Annotated in this window: 29 protein-coding genes; 4 read left to right on the top strand and 25 right to left on the bottom strand. The window is 66.6% G+C overall.

Features of this window, described 5'->3' with window-relative positions; genetic code table 11:
* Position 1 precedes the first annotated feature (1 nt).
* The 22 genes from rplF to L324_RS43130 all read right to left on the bottom strand — a co-directional run bounded on the left by rplF (position 2) and on the right by L324_RS43130 (position 13,145).
* Positions 2 to 541, bottom strand: a complete 540-nt coding sequence (rplF, locus tag L324_RS27160) for a 50S ribosomal protein L6 (protein WP_037314677.1) — start codon at positions 539 to 541, stop codon at positions 2 to 4.
* Positions 542 to 557: 16 nt separating this feature from the next.
* Positions 558 to 956, bottom strand: coding sequence for a 30S ribosomal protein S8 (gene rpsH / locus L324_RS27155; RefSeq protein ID WP_005166791.1), 399 nt, complete (start codon positions 954 to 956; stop codon positions 558 to 560).
* A 79-nt stretch (positions 957 to 1,035) separates the two neighbouring features.
* Complete coding sequence (locus L324_RS27150) at positions 1,036 to 1,221, bottom strand: type Z 30S ribosomal protein S14 (RefSeq protein WP_005166789.1); 186 nt, start codon at positions 1,219 to 1,221, stop codon at positions 1,036 to 1,038.
* Between the two features lie 4 nt (positions 1,222 to 1,225).
* Positions 1,226 to 1,789, bottom strand: a complete 564-nt coding sequence (rplE, locus tag L324_RS27145) for a 50S ribosomal protein L5 (RefSeq protein ID WP_037314673.1) — start codon at positions 1,787 to 1,789, stop codon at positions 1,226 to 1,228.
* A gap of 2 nt (positions 1,790 to 1,791) precedes the next feature.
* Positions 1,792 to 2,106 carry a 50S ribosomal protein L24 gene (gene rplX, locus L324_RS27140; protein ID WP_037314671.1) on the bottom strand — a complete coding sequence of 105 codons (315 nt, stop codon included), beginning with the start codon at positions 2,104 to 2,106 and terminating at the stop codon, positions 1,792 to 1,794.
* A 3-nt stretch (positions 2,107 to 2,109) separates the two neighbouring features.
* A complete protein-coding gene (gene rplN, locus L324_RS27135; RefSeq protein WP_005166785.1) occupies positions 2,110 to 2,478 on the bottom strand; it encodes a 50S ribosomal protein L14 in 369 nt (122 codons plus the stop codon).
* Positions 2,479 to 2,555: 77 nt separating this feature from the next.
* A complete protein-coding gene (rpsQ, locus tag L324_RS27130) occupies positions 2,556 to 2,834 on the bottom strand; it encodes a 30S ribosomal protein S17 (RefSeq protein ID WP_037314666.1) in 279 nt (92 codons plus the stop codon).
* Positions 2,831 to 3,079, bottom strand: a complete 249-nt coding sequence (gene rpmC / locus L324_RS27125) for a 50S ribosomal protein L29 (RefSeq protein WP_007031040.1) — start codon at positions 3,077 to 3,079, stop codon at positions 2,831 to 2,833. Before rpmC ends, rpsQ begins: the two co-directional genes overlap by 4 nt.
* Positions 3,079 to 3,498, bottom strand: a complete 420-nt coding sequence (rplP, locus tag L324_RS27120; RefSeq protein ID WP_005166782.1) for a 50S ribosomal protein L16 — start codon at positions 3,496 to 3,498, stop codon at positions 3,079 to 3,081. Before rplP ends, rpmC begins: the two co-directional genes overlap by 1 nt.
* Before the next feature lie 3 nt (positions 3,499 to 3,501).
* A complete protein-coding gene (gene rpsC, locus L324_RS27115) occupies positions 3,502 to 4,353 on the bottom strand; it encodes a 30S ribosomal protein S3 (RefSeq protein WP_037314663.1) in 852 nt (283 codons plus the stop codon).
* Positions 4,353 to 4,769, bottom strand: a complete 417-nt coding sequence (gene rplV, locus L324_RS27110; RefSeq protein ID WP_007031038.1) for a 50S ribosomal protein L22 — start codon at positions 4,767 to 4,769, stop codon at positions 4,353 to 4,355. Before rplV ends, rpsC begins: the two co-directional genes overlap by 1 nt.
* 29 nt (positions 4,770 to 4,798) lie before the next feature.
* Complete coding sequence (gene rpsS / locus L324_RS27105) at positions 4,799 to 5,080, bottom strand: 30S ribosomal protein S19 (protein WP_026468892.1); 282 nt, start codon at positions 5,078 to 5,080, stop codon at positions 4,799 to 4,801.
* Positions 5,081 to 5,098: 18 nt separating this feature from the next.
* The gene (rplB, locus tag L324_RS27100) at positions 5,099 to 5,932 is read right to left on the bottom strand and encodes a 50S ribosomal protein L2 (protein WP_005166779.1); all 834 of its coding nucleotides are present in this window, start codon (positions 5,930 to 5,932) and stop codon (positions 5,099 to 5,101) included.
* Between the two features lie 14 nt (positions 5,933 to 5,946).
* The gene (gene rplW / locus L324_RS27095; RefSeq protein WP_005166778.1) at positions 5,947 to 6,258 is read right to left on the bottom strand and encodes a 50S ribosomal protein L23; all 312 of its coding nucleotides are present in this window, start codon (positions 6,256 to 6,258) and stop codon (positions 5,947 to 5,949) included.
* Entirely contained in the window at positions 6,255 to 6,941 is a 687-nt protein-coding gene (gene rplD, locus L324_RS27090; RefSeq protein ID WP_037314655.1) for a 50S ribosomal protein L4, read from the bottom strand. Before rplD ends, rplW begins: the two co-directional genes overlap by 4 nt.
* 2 nt (positions 6,942 to 6,943) lie before the next feature.
* Positions 6,944 to 7,594 carry a 50S ribosomal protein L3 gene (gene rplC / locus L324_RS27085; RefSeq protein ID WP_020633317.1) on the bottom strand — a complete coding sequence of 217 codons (651 nt, stop codon included), beginning with the start codon at positions 7,592 to 7,594 and terminating at the stop codon, positions 6,944 to 6,946.
* 31 nt (positions 7,595 to 7,625) lie between these two features.
* Positions 7,626 to 7,931 carry a 30S ribosomal protein S10 gene (gene rpsJ, locus L324_RS27080; protein WP_003102098.1) on the bottom strand — a complete coding sequence of 102 codons (306 nt, stop codon included), beginning with the start codon at positions 7,929 to 7,931 and terminating at the stop codon, positions 7,626 to 7,628.
* Positions 7,932 to 8,310: 379 nt separating this feature from the next.
* Complete coding sequence (gene tuf / locus L324_RS27075; protein WP_007031035.1) at positions 8,311 to 9,504, bottom strand: elongation factor Tu; 1,194 nt, start codon at positions 9,502 to 9,504, stop codon at positions 8,311 to 8,313.
* A 127-nt stretch (positions 9,505 to 9,631) separates the two neighbouring features.
* Positions 9,632 to 11,731 carry an elongation factor G gene (gene fusA, locus L324_RS27070; RefSeq protein ID WP_037314649.1) on the bottom strand — a complete coding sequence of 700 codons (2,100 nt, stop codon included), beginning with the start codon at positions 11,729 to 11,731 and terminating at the stop codon, positions 9,632 to 9,634.
* 63 nt (positions 11,732 to 11,794) lie between these two features.
* Positions 11,795 to 12,265: a 30S ribosomal protein S7 gene (rpsG, locus tag L324_RS27065; protein ID WP_005166770.1), complete on the bottom strand. Its 471-nt coding sequence runs from the start codon at positions 12,263 to 12,265 to the stop codon at positions 11,795 to 11,797.
* Positions 12,265 to 12,639 carry a 30S ribosomal protein S12 gene (gene rpsL / locus L324_RS27060; RefSeq protein ID WP_003102113.1) on the bottom strand — a complete coding sequence of 125 codons (375 nt, stop codon included), beginning with the start codon at positions 12,637 to 12,639 and terminating at the stop codon, positions 12,265 to 12,267. Before rpsL ends, rpsG begins: the two co-directional genes overlap by 1 nt.
* Positions 12,640 to 12,998: 359 nt before the next feature.
* Complete coding sequence (locus tag L324_RS43130) at positions 12,999 to 13,145, bottom strand: hypothetical protein (RefSeq protein WP_152547015.1); 147 nt, start codon at positions 13,143 to 13,145, stop codon at positions 12,999 to 13,001.
* Between the two features lie 190 nt (positions 13,146 to 13,335).
* On the opposite strand from L324_RS43130, the gene L324_RS27055 reads away from it, so the two are divergent.
* The 4 genes from L324_RS27055 to L324_RS27040 are packed head-to-tail and all read left to right on the top strand — an operon-like array spanning position 13,336 to position 16,268.
* Positions 13,336 to 13,899 (top strand): YbaB/EbfC family nucleoid-associated protein, encoded by a 564-nt coding sequence (locus tag L324_RS27055; protein WP_037314643.1) that lies wholly within the window; start codon positions 13,336 to 13,338, stop codon positions 13,897 to 13,899.
* A complete protein-coding gene (locus L324_RS27050) occupies positions 13,899 to 14,255 on the top strand; it encodes a WXG100 family type VII secretion target (RefSeq protein WP_037314640.1) in 357 nt (118 codons plus the stop codon). Before L324_RS27055 ends, L324_RS27050 begins: the two co-directional genes overlap by 1 nt.
* A complete protein-coding gene (locus L324_RS27045) occupies positions 14,255 to 15,520 on the top strand; it encodes a WXG100 family type VII secretion target (RefSeq protein ID WP_051174122.1) in 1,266 nt (421 codons plus the stop codon). The genes L324_RS27050 and L324_RS27045 overlap by 1 nt, the downstream gene beginning before the upstream one ends.
* A 49-nt stretch (positions 15,521 to 15,569) precedes the next feature.
* Positions 15,570 to 16,268, top strand: a complete 699-nt coding sequence (locus L324_RS27040) for a hypothetical protein (protein ID WP_037314637.1) — start codon at positions 15,570 to 15,572, stop codon at positions 16,266 to 16,268.
* 52 nt (positions 16,269 to 16,320) lie between these two features.
* Here L324_RS27040 and L324_RS27035 read toward each other — a convergent pair whose 3' ends face one another.
* The 3 genes from L324_RS27035 to L324_RS27025 form a co-directional block, all read right to left on the bottom strand.
* Complete coding sequence (locus L324_RS27035) at positions 16,321 to 16,821, bottom strand: GNAT family N-acetyltransferase (protein WP_037314634.1); 501 nt, start codon at positions 16,819 to 16,821, stop codon at positions 16,321 to 16,323.
* A gap of 175 nt (positions 16,822 to 16,996) precedes the next feature.
* A complete protein-coding gene (locus tag L324_RS27030; RefSeq protein ID WP_037314631.1) occupies positions 16,997 to 17,488 on the bottom strand; it encodes an MmpS family transport accessory protein in 492 nt (163 codons plus the stop codon).
* Positions 17,489 to 17,543: 55 nt separating this feature from the next.
* The gene (locus L324_RS27025; protein WP_037314629.1) at positions 17,544 to 17,777 is read right to left on the bottom strand and encodes a hypothetical protein; all 234 of its coding nucleotides are present in this window, start codon (positions 17,775 to 17,777) and stop codon (positions 17,544 to 17,546) included.
* Positions 17,778 to 17,976: the final 199 nt, after the last annotated feature.

Genomic DNA, 17,976 nt, shown 5'->3' with positions numbered 1-17,976 from the left:
ATCACTTACCCGTCTTTCCGACCTTGCGGCGGATCTTCTCACCCTCGTAGCGCAGGCCCTTGCCCTTGTACGGGTCCGGGCGGCGCAGCTTGCGGATGACCGCGGCGATCTGGCCGACCTTCTGCTTGTCGATGCCCGAGACCGAGAACCGGGTGGGGGTCTCGACCTTGAAGGTGATGCCTTCCGGGGCCTCGATCTTCACCGGGTGGCTGTAGCCGAGGGCGAACTCGAGGTCCGAGCCCTTGGCCTGCACGCGGTAACCGACACCGTGGATCTCAAGCTTCTTCTCGTAACCCTCGGTCACACCGACGACGAGGTTGTTGACCAGCGTCCGGGTGAGACCGTGCAGGGCACGGCTGGTGCGCTCCTCGTCGGGCCGCTTCACCTGCAGCGTGCCGTCCTCGGCGCGCTCCACGGTGATCGGCTCGGCGATCGTGTGCTCAAGGGTGCCCTTGGGCCCCTTGACCTGAATGTGCTGACCATCGATGGTCACCTCGACCCCGGAGGGGACGGCGACCGGCAGCTTTCCAATGCGTGACATGTCTGTGCCCCCTTCCTTACCAGACGTAGGCGAGGACTTCGCCGCCCACGCTGTTTCGCTTGGCCTGACGGTCGGTCTGGAGGCCGGACGACGTCGAGATGATCGCGACGCCGAGGCCACCGAGAACCGACGGCAGTTCGGTCGATTTTGCGTAGACCCGCAGGCCGGGCTTGGACACGCGGCGGAGGCCGGCGATGCTGCGCTCACGGTTGGGGCCGTACTTCAGCTCCACGATGAGGTTCTTGTGCTTCTCGCCCGGCTCGTCGCGGTAACCCGAGATGTAGCCCTCGCGCTTGAGGATCTCGGCGATGTTCGCCTTGATCTTCGAGTGGGGAAGCACGACCTCGTCGTGGTAAGCCGAGTTCGCGTTACGCAGACGGGTCAAGAAGTCTGCGATGGGGTCGGTCATCGTCATGGTGACCTGTCAACCTTTCTCGCCCTGGTTCCCTGCATCACTGCGGGGCCTGTGGCGAAGTGGGAGTTAAAAAAGACTCTTACCAGCTGGACTTGCGGACGCCGGGCAGCTCGCCCGCGTGTGCCATCTCGCGAAGGCAGATCCGGCAGAGCCCGAACTTGCGGAACACCGAGTGCGGGCGACCGCACCGCTGGCAGCGCGTGTAACCGCGAACCTTGAACTTCGGCGTCTTCGCGGCCTTGTGGACCAGTGCTTTCTTGGCCATCGACTCAGTTCTCCTTGAACGGGAAGCCGAGCTTGCGAAGCAGTGCGCGGCCCTCGTCGTCGCTGTTGGCGGTGGTGACGACAGTGACGTCCATACCGCGCGGGCGGTCGATGGCGTCCGGGTCGATCTCGTGGAACATCGACTGCTCGTTGAGACCGAACGTGTAGTTGCCGTTGCCGTCGAACTGCTTCGGCGAAAGCCCGCGGAAGTCACGGATACGCGGCAGCGCGATGGTCAGCAGCCGGTCGAGGAACTCCCACATCCGGTCGCCGCGCAGCGTGACGCGCGCGCCGATCGGCTGGCCCTCACGCAGCTTGAACTGCGCGATGGACTTGCGAGCCTTGCGAACCTCGGGCTTCTGCCCGGTGATCGCGGCCAGGTCGCGGATGGCGCCTTCGATCAGCTTGCTGTCACGGGCGGCGTCACCGACACCCATGTTCACGACGACCTTGACGACGCCCGGGATCTGGTGGACGTTCTCGAAGGAGAACTCCTCCTGGAGCTGTCCCTTGATCTCCTCGCGGTACCGCACCTTGAGGCGCGGGGCGATCTTCTCTGCGGTGGTCATGATCAGATGTCCTTACCGTTCCGGCGCGAGACCCGGACCTTCTTGCCGTCCTCGCCGATGCGGTAGCCGATGCGAGTCGGCTTGCCGTCGGAGTCGACGACCATCACGTTCGAGACGTGGATGGGCGCCTCCTGGGTGACGATGCCGCCGGACTGCGCACCGCGCTGGGTCTGGGAGATCCGGGTGTGCTTCTTGATCCGGTTCACGCCCTCGACCAGAACGCGCTCGCGCTCGGGGTAGGCCTGGATGACCTTGCCCTTGGCACCCTTGTCCTTGCCGGCGATGACGACGACCGTGTCGCCCTTCTTCACCTTCATGCTCTACAACACCTCCGGCGCGAGCGAAATGATCTTCATGAACTTTCGGTCGCGCAGCTCGCGGCCCACCGGGCCGAAGATGCGGGTGCCGCGGGGCTCATTGTCGTTCTTGATGAGCACAGCAGCGTTCTCGTCGAAGCGGATGTAAGAACCGTCCGGACGACGGCGCTCCTTGCGCGTGCGAACGATGACGGCCTTGACGACGTCACCCTTCTTCACGCCGGCGGCCGGCATGGCGTCCTTCACGGTGGCGACGATGATGTCGCCGATGCCCGCGTAGCGCCGCCCCGAACCACCGAGAACGCGGATGCAAAGGATTTCCTTCGCGCCCGTGTTGTCGGCAACCCGTAGCCGCGACTCCTGCTGGATCACGTCAACTCCTGTATGTCGCGCTGGTTCTCGCGTTGAGACGCGAGCCTTGCGGAACTAAGGGACTCAAAGAGCCCTACTTACTTGGCCTTCTCCACGATCTGCACCAGACGCCAGCGCTTGGTCGCCGACAGCGGGCGGGTCTCCATCAGGGTGACCCGGTCGCCCACGCCCGCCTCGTTGTTCTCGTCGTGCACCTTGACCTTGCTGGTGCTGCGGAGAACCTTGGCGTAACGACGGTGCTTCTTGCGGTCTTCGAGCTCGACCACGATCGTCTTGTTCATCTTGTCCGAGACGACGTAACCCTCACGGACCTTGCGGTCGTTGCGGGGGGCCGCCTCGGTGGGCTGCTCGCTCATGCGGCACCTTCACTCTCGGCGTCAGGGGAAACGGACAGGCCGAGTTCACGCTCGCGCATGACCGTGTAGATCCGCGCGATGTCCGTACGGACGGTGCGCAGACGGCGGTTGTTGTCGAGCTGTCCGGTCGCCATCTGGAAACGGAGGTTGAAGAGCTCCTCCTTGTATTCCTTCAGACGCAGAACGAGCTCTTCCGCGGTGAGCTCACGCAGCTCCGATGCCTGGGCAGCACCTGCCTTCGCCATCAGAACTCACCACCTTCACGGGTTACGATGCGGCACTTCATGGGCAGCTTGTGGATCGCGCGACGGAGCGCCTCACGGGCGGTCTCCTCGTTCGGGAACGAGATCTCGAACATCACGCGGCCCGGCTTCACGTTGGCGATCCACCACTCGGGCGAACCCTTACCGGAACCCATGCGGGTTTCCGCCGGCTTCTTGGTCAGCGGGCGGTCCGGGTAGATGGTCGTCCACACCTTGCCACCACGCTTGATGTGACGCGTCATGGCGATACGAGCGGACTCGATCTGCCGGTTGGTCACGTAGCTGTGCTCAAGCGCCTGGATGCCGTACTCGCCGAAGTTCACCTTCGTACCGCCCTTGGCGGCACCGTGGCGCTTCGGGGAGTGCTGCTTCCGGTGCTTGACCCTGCGCGGGATGAGCACGTGTCAGCCCTCCGTCTTTTCTGCAGTCTCAGCAGCCGGGGCCTCGGTGGCCGCGGGGGCGGTGTCGTCGCTCTTGGCGGCGGCAGCTGCCCGGCCGGCTTCGGTCGAGGTCGGCGTCGTGCCCGACGCACCGGAACGGCGCGGGCGGGACGGACGGTCACCACGGTCACGGCGCGGGGCACGCTCGGCGGCCGCGGCGGCGTCACGCGCCTCCTTGGCCTTGAGACCACCCACGAGCTCGCCCTTGTAGATCCACACCTTCACACCGATGCGACCGAACGTCGTCTTGGCCTCGAAGAAGCCGTAGTCGATGTCGGCGCGCAGCGTGTGCAGCGGGACGCGGCCATCGCGGTAGTGCTCGGAGCGGGACATCTCGGCACCGCCGAGACGACCGCCGCACTGCACGCGGATGCCCTTGACCTGCGGCGAACGCATGGAGGTCTGGATCGCCTTGCGCATCGCGCGGCGGAACGCCACACGGTTGCTCAGCTGCTCCGCGACACCCTGAGCGACGAGCTGGGCGTCGGCCTCGGGGTTCTTGACCTCGAGGATGTTCAGCTGGACCTGCTTGGCGGTCAGCTTCTCCAGCGCGCCGCGGATGCGGTCGGCCTCCGCACCACGACGGCCGATGACGATGCCCGGCCGGGCGGTGTGGATGTCGACGCGGACCCGGTCACGGGTGCGCTCGATCTCGACCTTGGAGATCCCGGCGCGCTCCATGCCCGTGGACAGCAGCTTCCGGATCTTGACGTCCTCGGCCACGTACTCCGCGTACTGCTTGTCGGCGTACCAACGCGACTTCCAGTCCGTGGTGATACCCAGGCGGAAGCCGTGCGGGTTGATCTTCTGGCCCACTACCGGCCACCTGCCTTCTTCTTGCCCTGTGCCTTCTTGGCCTCGGCCTTCGGACGCGACTCCACCTCGACGGTGATGTGGCTGGTCCGCTTGCGGATCCGGTACGCGCGGCCCTGGGCCCGCGGACGGATGCGCTTGAGGGTCGGGCCCTCGTCGGCGTAGGCGTTCTTGACCCAGAGGGTGTCCGGGTCGAGATCGAGGTTGTTCTCGGCGTTGGCCATGGCGCTGGCGAGCACCTTCGCGACCGGCTCGCTTGCCGCCTGCGGGGCGAACTGGAGCACGGCCAAGGCGTCGGCGGCGCTACGTCCCTTGATCAGCTCGATCACCCGGCGCACCTTGGTAGGCGAGTCCCGGACGAAGCGAGCCCGCGCGTAAGCCGTCGGCAGAGCCTCGGCCACGTCGTTCTGGGCGTTCATCGCTAGCTTCCTTGTTCTCTCGTGCCCGCTCAGCGGCGGCGCGACTTGCGGTCGTCCTTGATGTGGCCCTTGAAGGTCCGCGTCGGGGCGAATTCGCCCAACTTGTGACCCACCATCGCCTCGGTGACGAACACCGGGACGTGCTTGCGACCGTCGTGCACCGCGATCGTGTGACCCAGGAAGTCCGGGATGATCGTGGAGCGTCGCGACCAGGTCTTGATGACGGTCTTCTTGCCCGACTCGTTGAGAACGTCCACCTTCTTGAGCAGGTGGTCGTCCACGAAGGGGCCCTTTTTGAGGCTACGTGGCATGTTCTTCTACCTCCCTGCTCAGCGCTTCTTGCCGGTACGCCGGCGGCGGACGATCATGGCGTCGGAAGCCTTGCGGCGGCGGGTGCGGCCTTCGGGCTTGCCGTTCGGGTTCACCGGGTGGCGACCACCGGAGGTCTTACCCTCACCACCACCGTGCGGGTGGTCGACCGGGTTCATGACGACACCACGGACGGTGGGGCGCTTGCCGCGCCAGCGGTTACGGCCCGCCTTGCCCCAGTTGATGTTGGAGTGCTCCGAGTTGCCGACCTCGCCGATGGTGGCGCGGTTGCGCACGTCGACGTTGCGGATCTCGCCCGACGGGAGACGAAGCTGGGCGTAAGGCCCGTCCTTCGCCACCAGCTGCACCTTGGCACCGGCGGACCGCGCCATCTTCGCGCCGCCACCGGGGCGGAGCTCGATCGCGTGGATCACGGTGCCGACCGGGATGTTGCGCAGCGGCAGGTTGTTACCCGGCTTGATGTCTGCGCGGGGGCCGTTCTCGACCGTGTCACCCTGCTTGAGCTTCTCCGGGGCGATGATGTAGCGCTTCTCGCCGTCGGCGTAGTGCAGGAGCGCGATACGAGCGGACCGGTTGGGGTCGTACTCGATGTGCGCGACCTTGGCGGGAACGCCGTCCTTGTCGTTCCGGCGGAAGTCGATCAGCCGGTACGCACGCTTGTGGCCACCGCCCTTGTGACGGGTGGTGATCTTGCCGCTGGAGTTACGGCCGCCGGACTTGCTCAGCGGACGCAGCAGCGACTTCTCCGGGGTCGACCGAGTGATCTCGGCGAAGTCGGAGACGCTGGAACCGCGACGACCCGGGGTCGTCGGCTTGTACTTGCGGATGCCCATGTCAGCTCAGTCCTTTACGCGGTGGGTCCGCCGAAGATCTCGATCGGCTTGCTTTCAGCCGAAAGAGTCACGATGGCGCGCTTGGTGTCCTTGCGCTTGCCGAAGCCGGCGCGAGTCCGCTTACGCTTGCCCTGGCGGTTGGCCGTGTTGACGCTGACCACCTTGACGCCGAACACCTTCTCGACCGCGATCTTGATCTGGGTCTTGTTGGCGTCCGGGCGGACGATGAACGTGTACTTGTGGTCCTCGAGCAGCCCGTAGGACTTCTCGGAGATCACCGGCGCGAGCAAGATGTCGCGGGGATCGGGGATGGCGATCGCACTCACTGCTCGTCACTCCCTTCAACCTCGCTCGACCGAGCCGAAGCCTTCGCGCCCTTGCCCCTGACGGGACCGGCGACGAACACGTCGTAAGCGGCCTTGGTGAACACCACGTCGTCGTTGACCAACACGTCGTAGGTGTTGAGCTGGTCGGGCGTGATGATGTGGACCTCGGCCAGGTTCCGCACGGAGTTCCAGCTCAGCTCGTCGTCGCGGTGCAGCACCACGAGAACGCGCTTGGCCTGGGTCACCGCGGCGATGGCGGCCTTGGCGGCTTTGGTGGACGGCTTCTCGCCGGTCACCAGTTCGGTGACGACGTGCAGCTGTCCGGCGCGGGCCCGGTCGGAGAGGGCGCCACGGAGGGCGGCGGCCTTCATCTTCTTCGGGGTCCGCTGGGTGTAGTCACGCGGCGTGGGGCCGTGGACGACGCCACCACCGGTGAACTGCGGCGCACGGGTCGAACCCTGGCGGGCGCGGCCGGTGCCCTTCTGGCGGTACGGCTTCTTGCCACCACCGCGGACTTCACCGCGGGTCTTGGTGTCATGCGTGCCCTGGCGGGCGGCGGCCAGCTGGGCCACCACGACCTGGTGCATGAGGGGCACGTTGGCCTGCACGTCGAAGATCTCCGAGGGGAGCTCGACCGTGCCGTCGGCTTTACCGGCCGGGGTCTTCAGCTCGACGCTGGTCATGTTCAGTTACCACCCTTCGCGGCGCTGCGAACGAACAGCAGGCCGCCCTTGGGACCGGGCACGGCGCCCTTGATCAGCAGCAGGCCGTCCTCGGCACGCACCGCGTGCACGGTCAGGTTCTGCGTGGTGACCCGGTCGTTGCCCATCCGGCCCGCCATGCGCAGGCCCTTGAAGACACGGCCCGGGGTGGCGCAGCCACCGATCGAGCCGGGCTTGCGGTGCACGGCCTGGGCACCGTGGCTCGCGCCCTGGCCCTTGAAGCCGTGACGCTTCATGACACCGGCGTAGCCCTTGCCCTTGCTGGTACCGGTCACGTCGACCTCGATACCGGCCTCGAACACCTCAGCGGTGATCTCCTGGCCGACCTCGTAGGTCTCGGCGTCGGTGGTACGCAGCTCCGCAAGGAAACGACGCGGGGTCACGCTCGCCTTGTCGAAGTGGCCGGTGCGCGGCTTGTTGACCCGGCGCGGGTCGACCGCGCCGAAAGCCAGCTGCACGGCCTTGTAGCCGTCGTTTTCCTGGGTCCGAACCTGGGTGACCACGTTCGGCCCGGCCTGCACGACGGTCACCGGGACGACCCGGTTGTTCTCGTCGAAGACCTGGGTCATGCCGAGCTTGGTGCCCAGGATGCCCTTCACTTGCCTGTCAGACATGAGTCTCTTACTCTCCGCCGCTCGCCAGCCGCTACTGGATGTTGACGTCGACGCTCGCCGGCAGGTCGATGCGCATGAGCGCGTCGACCGTCTTCGGCGTCGGGTCGAGGATGTCGATCAGACGCTTGTGCGTGCGCATCTCGAAGTGCTCGCGCGAGTCCTTGTACTTGTGCGGCGAGCGGATGACGCAGTAAACGTTCTTCTCGGTGGGCAGCGGCACCGGCCCGACAACACGGGCGCCGGTGCGCGTGACCGTCTCGACGATCTTGCGCGCCGAGGTGTCGATCGCCTCGTGGTCGTAGGCCTTGAGCCGGATGCGGATCTTCTGTCCCGCCATGGTGGCTGCGTTCCTTGTCGTCTCGTGCCGCTTTGTCTCTTCAAACCCCGGACGGGCCTGGGTTCTCGCAGTTCAACGGCCCTGTCCCCGGTCCACGCGGTCGGGCGTGTCGCGCCCGACGCACAGACGGATCCCGCGGGATCGTCGTCTTGCTGGTCTTCCTCATGTGAGGAGGCAGCGATCCGGCCGTGCCGTCTCAACCGCCGCGCCCGCTGGCCTCACCCGAAGGAAGAGCTCCACGGACCGTGGCCGCTCATACCAGGGCGGCCGGAACCCCGAAGGATTCGGCCGCCCCAGGACGAGCAACCTGAATAGTGTCGCACACGTGATTTGACGCCCCTAACCCGGGGGTGTATTGCCCCCGGGCGGGGCGTCTAAATCACTTGATGATCTTGGTGACCTGGCCGGCGCCGACGGTCCGTCCACCCTCACGGATGGCGAAACGCAGGCCCTCGTCCATGGCGACCGGCTGGATCAGCACAACGCTGATGTCCGTGTTGTCGCCCGGCATGACCATCTCGACACCCTCCTTGAGGGTGACGACGCCGGTCACGTCCGTGGTACGGAAGTAGAACTGCGGGCGGTAGTTGTTGAAGAACGGGGTGTGACGGCCACCCTCGTCCTTCGACAGGATGTAGACCGAGCCCTCGAACTCCGTGTGCGGGGTGGTGGTGCCCGGCTTCACGACGACCTGGCCGCGCTCGACGTCCTCACGCTTGATACCGCGGACCAGCAGACCGACGTTGTCGCCGGCCTCACCCTGGTCGAGCAGCTTGCGGAACATCTCGACACCGGTGACGGTGGTCTTGGTCGACTTCTCCTTGATGCCGACGATCTCGACCTCTTCGTTCACGTTGACGCGGCCACGCTCGATACGGCCGGTCACGACCGTGCCACGGCCGGTGATCGTGAAGACGTCTTCGATCGGCATCAGGAAGGGCTTGTCGAGCTCGCGGACCGGGTCCGGCACGTTCTCGTCGACGGCTTCCATCAGCTCGAGAACGCTCTCGCCCCACTTGGCGTCGCCCTCGAGGGCCTTCAGGCCGGAGACCTTGATGACCGGAGCGTCGTCACCCGGGAAGTCCTGGGAGGACAGCAGCTCGCGGACCTCGAGCTCGACGAGCTCCAGGATCTCCTCGTCGTCGACCATGTCGGCCTTGTTCAGCGCGACCACGATGTAGGGCACGCCGACCTGCTTCGCGAGCAGCACGTGCTCACGGGTCTGCGGCATCGGGCCGTCGGTCGCCGCGACCACGAGGATCGCGCCGTCCATCTGCGCCGCACCGGTGATCATGTTCTTGATGTAGTCCGCGTGACCGGGGGCGTCCACGTGGGCGTAGTGACGCTTCTCGGTCTGGTACTCGACGTGCGAGATGTTGATCGTGATACCGCGCTGCTTCTCTTCCGGCGCGTTGTCGATCTGGTCGAACGCCGAAGCGGTGTTCAGCTCGGGGTACTTGTCGTGCAGAACCTTGGTGATCGCCGCGGTCAGAGTGGTCTTACCGTGGTCGACGTGACCGATGGTCCCGATGTTGACGTGCGGCTTGGTCCGCTCGAATTTCGCCTTCGCCACTGGAATGTCCTCCTGGACTGTTTTGCTTACTCACCGGCCAACGTGGCTGTCGTCGGACGGAGATTCGTTTCTCGGTGGGTGCTGCGGACGGTCAGGAGTGTCCCTTATGCCCGCGGACGGACGGGAACTACTCCCCCGTCGCCTTCGCGATGATTTCCTTGGCGACGTTCGCGGGAACCTCGGCGTAGGAATCGAACACCATGGAGTAGTTGGCACGTCCCTGGGTACGCGACCGCAGGTCACCGACGTAACCGAACATCTCCGACAGCGGGACCAGTGCCTTGACGACACGGGTACCGGCGCGCTCCTCCATGGCCTGGATCTGGCCACGGCGGGAGTTGAGGTCGCCGATCACATCACCCATGTAGTCCTCGGGCGTGGTGACCTCGACGGCCATCAGCGGCTCCAGGATGACCGGACCGGCCTTCTTCGCGGCTTCCTTCATCGCCATGGAGCCGGCGATCTTGAAGGCCATTTCCGAAGAGTCGACCTCGTGGTACGCGCCGTCCAACAAGGTGAACTTCAACCCGACGAGCGGGTAGCCGGCCAGCACGCCGTACTGCATGGCGTCCTGCGCGCCCGCGTCGACCGACGGGATGTACTCCCGCGGCACGCGACCACCGGTGACCTTGTTGTCGAACTCGTAGAGGGCACCGTCGGTGGACTCGAGCGGCTCGAGCTTGACGATGACCTTCGCGAACTGACCGGAACCACCGGTCTGCTTCTTGTGCACGTAGTCGAGCTTCTCGACCGTCTTGCGCACCGTCTCGCGGTAGGCGACCTGCGGCTTACCGATGTTCGCCTCGACCTTGTAGTCGGACTTCATGCGGTTGACCAGCACCTCGAGGTGCAGCTCGCCCATACCGGCGATGATCGTCTGGCCGGTGTCCTCGTCCAGGTTGACCTGGAACGTCGGGTCCTCTTCGGCCAGCTTCTGGATCGCCAGGGAGAGCTTCTCCTGGTCGGCCTTGGTCTTCGGCTCGATCGCGACGCGGATGACCGGCGCCGGGAACGTCATCGACTCGAGGACGACCGGGTTCTGCGGGTCGGCGAGGGTGTCACCGGTGGTGGTGTCCTTCAGGCCGATGACCGCGTAGATGTGGCCGGCCTGGGCCTCGTCGACCGGGTTCTCCTTGTTGGAGTGCATCTGGAAGAGCTTCCCGATGCGCTCCTTGCGCTCCTTGGTGGCGTTGATCAGCTGCGCGCCGGAGGAGACCTTGCCCGAGTACACCCGGATGTAGGTCAGCTTGCCGAAGAACGGGTGCGCGGCGATCTTGAACGCCAGGGCGGAGAAGGGCTCCTCGGTCGACGGCTTGCGCGACACGACGGTCTCGCCGTCGGGCAGCGTGCCCTCGACGGCGGGGACGTCCAGCGGCGACGGAAGGTAGTCGATGACCGCGTCGAGCATGGGCTGGACGCCCTTGTTCTTGAAGGCGGAACCGGTGAGCACCGGGTACGCCTCGCGGTTCACGGTGAGCTTCCGGATACCGGCCTTCAGCTCGGCCTCGGTCAGCTCCTCGCCCTCGAGGAACTTCTCCATCAGGGAGTCGTCGGTCTCGGCGATGGCCTCGACCAGCTTCTCCCGGTACTCGGCCGCCTTGTCGGCGAGCTCGGCCGGGATCTCCTCGACGGCGTAGTCCTCGCCCTTCTGGACCTCGCCGCGCCAGGTCAGCGCCTTCATGCGGACCAGGTCGACGACGCCTTCGAACTCGTTCTCGGCGCCGATCGGCAGCTGGATGACCAGCGGGCGGGCGCCGAGGCGCTCCTCGATGGTGCGGACGGTGAAGTAGAAGTCCGCGCCGAGCTTGTCCATCTTGTTGACGAAGCAGATACGAGGAACCTCGTACTTGTCCGCCTGACGCCAGACCTGCTCGGACTGCGGCTCGACACCTTCCTTGCCGTCGAAGACGGCGACGGCACCGTCGAGCACGCGGAGCGAACGCTCCACCTCGACGGTGAAGTCGACGTGGCCCGGGGTGTCGATGATGTTGATCTGGTGATCGGCCCAGAAGGTGGTGGTGGCAGCCGAGGTGATGGTGATACCCCGCTTCTGCTCCTCCTCCATCCAGTCCATGGTGGCGGCGCCATCGTGGACTTCACCGATCTTGTAGTTGACCCCGGTGTAGAACAGGATCCGCTCGGTGGTGGTGGTCTTACCGGCGTCGATGTGGGCCATGATGCCGATGTTGCGGACCTTGTTCAGGTCGGTCAGCACTTCACGTGCCACGAGAGTGTTCCCCTGTCTCAAGAATGGGGCCCGGCAAGGCTTTGATCGGCAGCCGGGCGGTCATCACCAGCGGTAGTGCGCGAAGGCCTTGTTGGACTCGGCCATCTTGTGCGTGTCCTCGCGCCGCTTCACGCTGGCGCCGAGGCCGTTGCTCGCGTCGAGGAGCTCGTTCTGCAGGCGCTCGATCATGGTCTTCTCGCGGCGGGCCGCGGAGAAGGACACCAGCCAGCGAAGCGCGAGGGTGGTGGAGCGGCCCGGCTTGACCTCGATCGGCACCTGGTAGGTGGCGCCACCGACGCGGCGGCTCTTCACCTCGATAGTGGGCTTCACGTTGTCGAGCGCGCGCTTCAGCGTGACGACCGGGTCGGTGCCGGTCTTCTCGCGAGCACCTTCGAGGGCGCCGTAGACGATGCGCTCGGCCAGGGACCGCTTGCCGTCCTTCAGCACCTTGTTCACCAGCTGGGTGACCAGCGGGGATGCGTAGACGGGGTCAGAGATCAGCGGCCGCTTCGGCGCCGGACCCTTGCGAGGCATTAGCTCTTCTCCTTCTTCGCGCCGTACCGGCTGCGCGCCTGCTTACGGTTCTTGACACCCTGGGTGTCGAGCGAACCGCGGATGATCTTGTAACGGACACCCGGCAGGTCCTTCACACGACCACCGCGCACGAGCACCATCGAGTGCTCCTGCAGGTTGTGGCCTTCACCGGGAATGTAGGCGGTGACCTCGATGCCGCTGGTCAACTTCACACGAGCGACCTTGCGAAGCGCCGAGTTCGGCTTCTTGGGGGTTGTGGTGTACACGCGAGTGCACACGCCACGCCGCTGCGGGCTCCCCTTGAGGGCCGCGGTCTTCTGCTTGGCAGCCTTGTCCTGGCGGCCCTTACGGACCAGCTGCTGGATCGTGGGCAATGGACCAGCTTTCTGTTCGCGATCTTGCTACTACGTGTCTGTCTCCGGCCCCCGCGGTCGGGCGTGTCGGCCCGCGTCACGGTCTCTCGACCGGTAACTTCCCGTAGGGATTTTCCGTCGGATCCCGTGTGGGCGAAGCCTTCGAACCGGATGCCTGAGCACCCCGTTCACGCCGCACGGCACACGGGACGGCCCGACGCCTGCCGGGCACGGTCTCCAAAGATACCCGGCCACTTCCGGGCCGACCAAATCGGGGGGTCGATAACTATATCGTGCCGGGCGTCACGCCGCGGCCACCCTGATGGAACGGCGTTTCGGCCCGTTTCATTCCTCGTCGGAGACGAGCTGCGCGCCCAGCTTCATTCGTCGTCGGGCTTCGCGTGGTCAGGCCTGCCAGGATTCGGGTCCCGGCCGAGGTCGATCAGCGGGTGCACGGGCGCCCCCTCCGGCGCCGCGTGACTCCCCCGCCTGGGTTCTTCGGTGCTTTCCTGCTGCTCGGCGTCCACGACGCCCTCCCCTCGCTGTGCTGATACCGCCTTACTCGGCGAACCACGCTACCCATTCCACCAACGGGTGAGCCGGATGGATCCGGGAAGCACACCATCGCGTCGAACCGGTGAATAGGTCACGATGACACCGGTCACAGCGTCGATCGGGCGTTGCTCCAGGTGACGCAGGTACTCACGGGGAGGCTCCATGTCAGCCGAGTTCGAACAGCTGGTCGCGGAATTCGAGAAGTTCCAGTCCAGGATCCAGAACGTCGACAATCGGTTCGCGAACATCGGCGACATGCAGAGCGAACTCAGCGCGCTCCAGGCCACCGCCTCCTCCCCGGACCGTTCGGTCACCGTCGTGGCGGGCCCGGCGGGCGCCATCATGGACGTCCGGTTCACCGAAGAGGCGCTGCGTCAGCGCCCGGAGGCCCTGTCGGCCGCGCTGATGTCGACCATCCAGCAGGCCGTCGCCGAATCGGCGCGCAAGCAGGCGGCCATCGTCGAAGAGCACATGGGGGACGACCTGCACCTGGTCGACCAGGTGCTGGAGACGCAAGCGGAGATCTTCGGAACCACCGTCGAGGAAATGCGGTCGAAGATGGCGGAAGAGGCGCCCCCGCGTCCCTCACCGGAAAGCCCCGACGACTACTCCGAGCGATCGGTCCTCAAGAGCGACCCGGAACCGCCGCGACCGGCACCGCCGTCGTCCGGCGGCTCGGACGGTGACCGGTTCCTGAAGCACCTGTTCGAGGAAGGTGACCACTGATGTCCGACGGTTCGGTCAACGGCGGCTACAACGTGGACCCCGCCGCGCTCCGCCGCTACTCCGGCGAACTCGGCAACTACGGGGGCCAGACCGGGAAGCTGAAGGAAATGGTCGGCCAGGCCGACGTCGGCAACCAGTCCTGGGGCCTCGTCGGCCTGTTCACCAAGGACGGTTACACGGAGACCTTGGCCTCCCTCAAGGAGTTGATGGAGGCCATGGCGAAGGGCCTGGACAGCGCCGGCTCGAAGATGACGCAGGCGGCCGACATCTACCAGGGCATCGAAGAAGACCACTTGACCACGTTCAACAAGCTCGAAGTGAAGCTCGACGGACCGAAGACCGGGGGGAAGCCGTAATGGCCGAGGTCAAGGACGTGACCGAGGGCGTCTCGATGAAGTCCTACAAGGACGACACCGTGATCCCCGGGATCAACACCGAGAACGCGATCAAGAAGACGCCGATCGTCGGCGACGCCGTCCAGCTGGGCAAGGACTCCGTCGCGGCCTACAAGCAGGTCTTCGACAGCAAGACCCAGGCCGACGGCGCGGACATCGCGATGGGCGTCACCACCATCGCGATGGACGCCAGGACACTGATCCAGTCCGGTTCGCAGACCATTGTGGACATCGCGACGGATCCGCTCGGCTGGCTCATCGGGCAGGGGCTGAGCTTTCTGATCAACGTCGTCCAGCCGGTGCAGGACGCCATCCATTTCGTCAGCGGCGACGGCCCCGCGCTGAGCAAGGCGGCGGAGAACTTCGGCGCGCTGGCGAAGGCCCTGCAGGAGATGTCGGTCAACTTCGACCAGGTCGCGGACGAGCGGCTGGCCGCTTGGGCGGGCGACGCGGGGACAGCGGCGAAGAAGGGTCTCGCGGAGTTCTCCAGCGGTATCAACGGTGTCGCGGCGAAGGCCGGTGACATGGCGCAGATGCTGCAGCTCAACAGCATGCTGATGACCTTCATCGAAGAGCTGATCAAGGCCATCCTGACCGAGGTCATCAGCTGGCTGATCACGTTGTGGGTGCCCGCGATCGCGGCGGCCGTCCCCACCTGTGGCGCGTCGACGGCGGCCGCGGGTGCCGCCACGCCGCCGAAGGTCGCGTCCACGGCGACGAAGACGACGGGGTTCGTCAACCGGCTCCGCAAGATCCTGTCCGACGTGCTGGCGTGGCTGCGGAAGATGCAGGCCAAACTCGCCGACAGCAAGATGGGCAAGTTCCTCACCGACGGCAACCGGGCGACCGACCGGTTCGCCGACCGGATGGCGAACACCAAGTCCGGCAAGGGTTACGTCGACGCGCTGATGGGTGAGAAGGGCATGCTGGGCAAGCGGCTCGACACCCCGCGCCCGGTGTTCAACGCCACCAAGGACGCGGTCGACGTCGACGCCACGTTGCGCCGGGAGATGGCGCGGGACGTCGGCAAGGCGGCGACGGACGGTGTCGTCAAGGGCCTGACCGGCGCGACGACGGGCGACTGGCAGGACAAGCGCGGTAAGGCCATCCTCGACGCCAGTGGCAAGGTGATCGGCTACGCCAAGGGCTTCAAGACGGCCGCGGACCACGGCGACCGCGGTCAGGAACAGTCCGATCAGGAGACCAAGAACGACCTGGACTTCTGAGGCTTCCGGGCTTGTCGGCTTTCTGGGTGGCGGGGAAAGGGAATTCGCGATGGTCTCGGCACTCGACGCCGATTCGCCGGTCATGATCACCCTCGGGGCGATCCTCATGCTCGCGGTCGGCGTCGGGCTTCTGTTCCTGGTCCTGTTCCTCGCCGGGAAGGTGCGCGGCCGTCACGAGCGGGGGCACTGGATGAGCGGTTTCGCCGCGGAGAGGTCCGGCCGGTTCCACGCCGAGGACGGCGGCACTTCCCCCGGGTTCGGCATCGATCCGGTCGGGCGGGACAGGCCGCTGGCCGAGGCTTCGGTGACGCGGGCGGTGGAGTTCCGGCACCGCGACCACGACGTCGCCGGGGTCGACTTCCTGGACGATCGCCATCAGCCGGGCGGGGACACGACGCAGCGGGCGTTCCATTCGGTCCAGGTGCGGGTGCCGGATTCGGCGGCGCTCTTCCTGGCCGCCGACGGCGTGTTCCCGAGCCGGGTACTGCGGGAGTTCGAGCAGGTCAAGACGTTCGACAAGGCCTTCGACGGCGCGATCAAGGTCCGCGCCGCCGACCGGGACCGGGCCGCGGCGCTGCTCACGCCCGAGGTGCGCGCGTGGATCCTCGCCGAGCCGCGGTTCGGCCGGTGGCCCGTGTTCGTCGAACGGGGGACCATCCGCACCGGCGGACGCCGGTCACTGGACCGCGAAACCCTGCTCGCCGAGGCCGACTTCCTCATCGACGTCGCCACCCGCCTCCCCCGCTGAAATCGCGATTAGGGGGCGAAAGTCGCTCCGGGCTCGGAGCGACTTTCGCCCCCTAAACGCGATCTGACAGGGCCTGGACCAGGGACTTCGAGAAGAAGTAGTGGGCAAAGGGGTTGTCGTTGAAGCGCTCGACCTCGTCGTAGCCGAGACGCGCGTACAGGGCTCTCGCCTCGACCAGATCGCTGCGGGTGTCCAGGCGGATGGACGTGGCTCCGAGGCCTCGGGCGACGTCCTCGGCGGCGGCCACGAGTAGCGCCGCCCCACCTCGGCCACGCTCGGGCTTCCGGAGGAAGACCCGGGTGAGTTCGGCGATCTCGGGCGTGGCACCCCGGACCCCGGCGCATCCGGCGAGCATCCCGTCGCGGTACGCGAGGAGGAAGGCACCGGTCGGCGGGACCAGGTCCCGGCTGTGGTGCTCCTCGAGCAGGGTGTCGAGCTCGTCCTCGGGGACCTGGCGACCGTAGTAACGCGACGCGATCTCGTCCAGGTACTCGCGCAGCAGCTGGGCCGCGTCCGGGTGGTCGACGGGGGTCACTTCGAAGCTCCAGGTCATGCCTCCATGATCCCTGCCCCGGCCAGCGAATTTCCGCCCCCGGATCACGGTTAGCCCGCGAAAGTCGACACGGCCGCCAGAGCACGGTTAGCCCGCGAACGTCGACCTGGGGCGTACGGGAGGGAACCTGGGCCGGGAGCGCGATTAGGGGGCGAAAGTCGACCTGGGCGCACGGTCAGGAGGGGGTTAGGCGGCCGGCGCAGGTGGCGACCTCGCCGGGGACGGACTTCTGGGACGTGACGACGGCGCCGCCCACGGTCACCCGGCATTCGACGGCGCCCTCGCCCTGCCCCATCAGCTGGACGGTCGGCGGCGCGCCGGTGTTCTTCCACGTGAGCTCCTTGCGCCACGGGAGCGTCACCTGCGGCTCCTGGTGCACGAGCCCCAGCCCGTTCGAGTCGTAGACCACGGTCGCGGTCCCCGTGCCGACGAGTTCGTAGGTGATCCGCCAGTCGTTCGACACCGGCTGCGGCCGCTCCTGACCGAGCGTCCGCGTGATCGTGCGGTCCGGCTCCCGCGACGGCGCGCTCTCGGTCGGCTCACCGACGACGGCCACGGTCTCGGCGCGCGGTTCCTCACCGCCGTTGAGCAGCACCACACAGGTCGCGAGCGCGGCCACCACGATCCCCGCGATGGCGGCGCGCCCGATCAGTTGTCTGTCGGCCATCGATTCTCCTCACCGAAGGCGGCGGCGCGGCCCGGCAGCCGCGCCGCCGCGGGAATCAGGACGGCAGCAGCCTGCCGGGGACGCCGTTGAGCGACTGGATGAGACCGAGCACCGGGACGCCGAGCGGCGCGAACGTCCAAATGTTGTTGAGGTCGCTGGTGTCGGGTTCGTCGACGACCACGACATCGTTCGGGGCGGCTTCCGCGGCGAGCGCCGGGGCTGCCGAGCCGAGCACGACGAGACCGGCGAGCGCAACGCCGGCGACGGCGTGGGCGAGCGTCTTCTTCATGAGTTTCTCCTTTACTGGTAACGGTTTTACGAAATCGGCGTGATGATCCCGAAGATCGGCGCGAGGACGCCGGTCGGCGCCGTGACGGCCGGGCCGAGCAGGCCACCGAGGTCGACGCCGGGGATCAGCCAGAGCGCCGGACCGCCGCCACCGGCAGGCGGGACCGGCAGCGGGTCGGCCGAGGCGACCCCACCCGCCA

Origin of the sequence: Amycolatopsis orientalis DSM 40040 = KCTC 9412 (assembly GCF_000478275.1) — a bacterium.
In the GTDB taxonomy this organism is placed as follows: Bacteria; Actinomycetota; Actinomycetes; order Mycobacteriales; family Pseudonocardiaceae; genus Amycolatopsis; species Amycolatopsis orientalis.
Note: the sequence above shows the minus strand (reverse complement) of the source record. Positions and strands in the feature narration are given on the sequence as shown.

Coding starts and splice junctions, on each gene's coding strand:
- rplE (WP_037314673.1), bottom strand. CDS start 1,789: ATGACCACCGCAGAGAAGATCGCCCCGCGCCTCAAGGTGCGGTACCGC.
- L324_RS27150 (WP_005166789.1), bottom strand. CDS start 1,221: ATGGCCAAGAAAGCACTGGTCCACAAGGCCGCGAAGACGCCGAAGTTC.
- rpmC (WP_007031040.1), bottom strand. CDS start 3,079: ATGGCGAAGGCAGGTGCTGCCCAGGCATCGGAGCTGCGTGAGCTCACC.
- L324_RS27025 (WP_037314629.1), bottom strand. CDS start 17,777: ATGAAGAAGACGCTCGCCCACGCCGTCGCCGGCGTTGCGCTCGCCGGT.
- rplX (WP_037314671.1), bottom strand. CDS start 2,106: ATGAAGGTGAAGAAGGGCGACACGGTCGTCGTCATCGCCGGCAAGGAC.
- rplD (WP_037314655.1), bottom strand. CDS start 6,941: ATGACCAGCGTCGAGCTGAAGACCCCGGCCGGTAAAGCCGACGGCACG.
- L324_RS27030 (WP_037314631.1), bottom strand. CDS start 17,488: ATGGCCGACAGACAACTGATCGGGCGCGCCGCCATCGCGGGGATCGTG.
- L324_RS27045 (WP_051174122.1), top strand. CDS start 14,255: ATGGCCGAGGTCAAGGACGTGACCGAGGGCGTCTCGATGAAGTCCTAC.
- rpsQ (WP_037314666.1), bottom strand. CDS start 2,834: ATGAGCGAGCAGCCCACCGAGGCGGCCCCCCGCAACGACCGCAAGGTC.
- rplV (WP_007031038.1), bottom strand. CDS start 4,769: ATGAACGCCCAGAACGACGTGGCCGAGGCTCTGCCGACGGCTTACGCG.
- rpsG (WP_005166770.1), bottom strand. CDS start 12,265: ATGCCTCGCAAGGGTCCGGCGCCGAAGCGGCCGCTGATCTCTGACCCC.
- L324_RS27055 (WP_037314643.1), top strand. CDS start 13,336: ATGTCAGCCGAGTTCGAACAGCTGGTCGCGGAATTCGAGAAGTTCCAG.
- rpsH (WP_005166791.1), bottom strand. CDS start 956: ATGACGATGACCGACCCCATCGCAGACTTCTTGACCCGTCTGCGTAAC.
- L324_RS27040 (WP_037314637.1), top strand. CDS start 15,570: ATGGTCTCGGCACTCGACGCCGATTCGCCGGTCATGATCACCCTCGGG.
- L324_RS27035 (WP_037314634.1), bottom strand. CDS start 16,821: ATGACCTGGAGCTTCGAAGTGACCCCCGTCGACCACCCGGACGCGGCC.
- rplB (WP_005166779.1), bottom strand. CDS start 5,932: ATGGGCATCCGCAAGTACAAGCCGACGACCCCGGGTCGTCGCGGTTCC.
- rplC (WP_020633317.1), bottom strand. CDS start 7,594: ATGTCTGACAGGCAAGTGAAGGGCATCCTGGGCACCAAGCTCGGCATG.
- rpsJ (WP_003102098.1), bottom strand. CDS start 7,931: ATGGCGGGACAGAAGATCCGCATCCGGCTCAAGGCCTACGACCACGAG.
- rplF (WP_037314677.1), bottom strand. CDS start 541: ATGTCACGCATTGGAAAGCTGCCGGTCGCCGTCCCCTCCGGGGTCGAG.
- rpsS (WP_026468892.1), bottom strand. CDS start 5,080: ATGCCACGTAGCCTCAAAAAGGGCCCCTTCGTGGACGACCACCTGCTC.
- L324_RS27050 (WP_037314640.1), top strand. CDS start 13,899: ATGTCCGACGGTTCGGTCAACGGCGGCTACAACGTGGACCCCGCCGCG.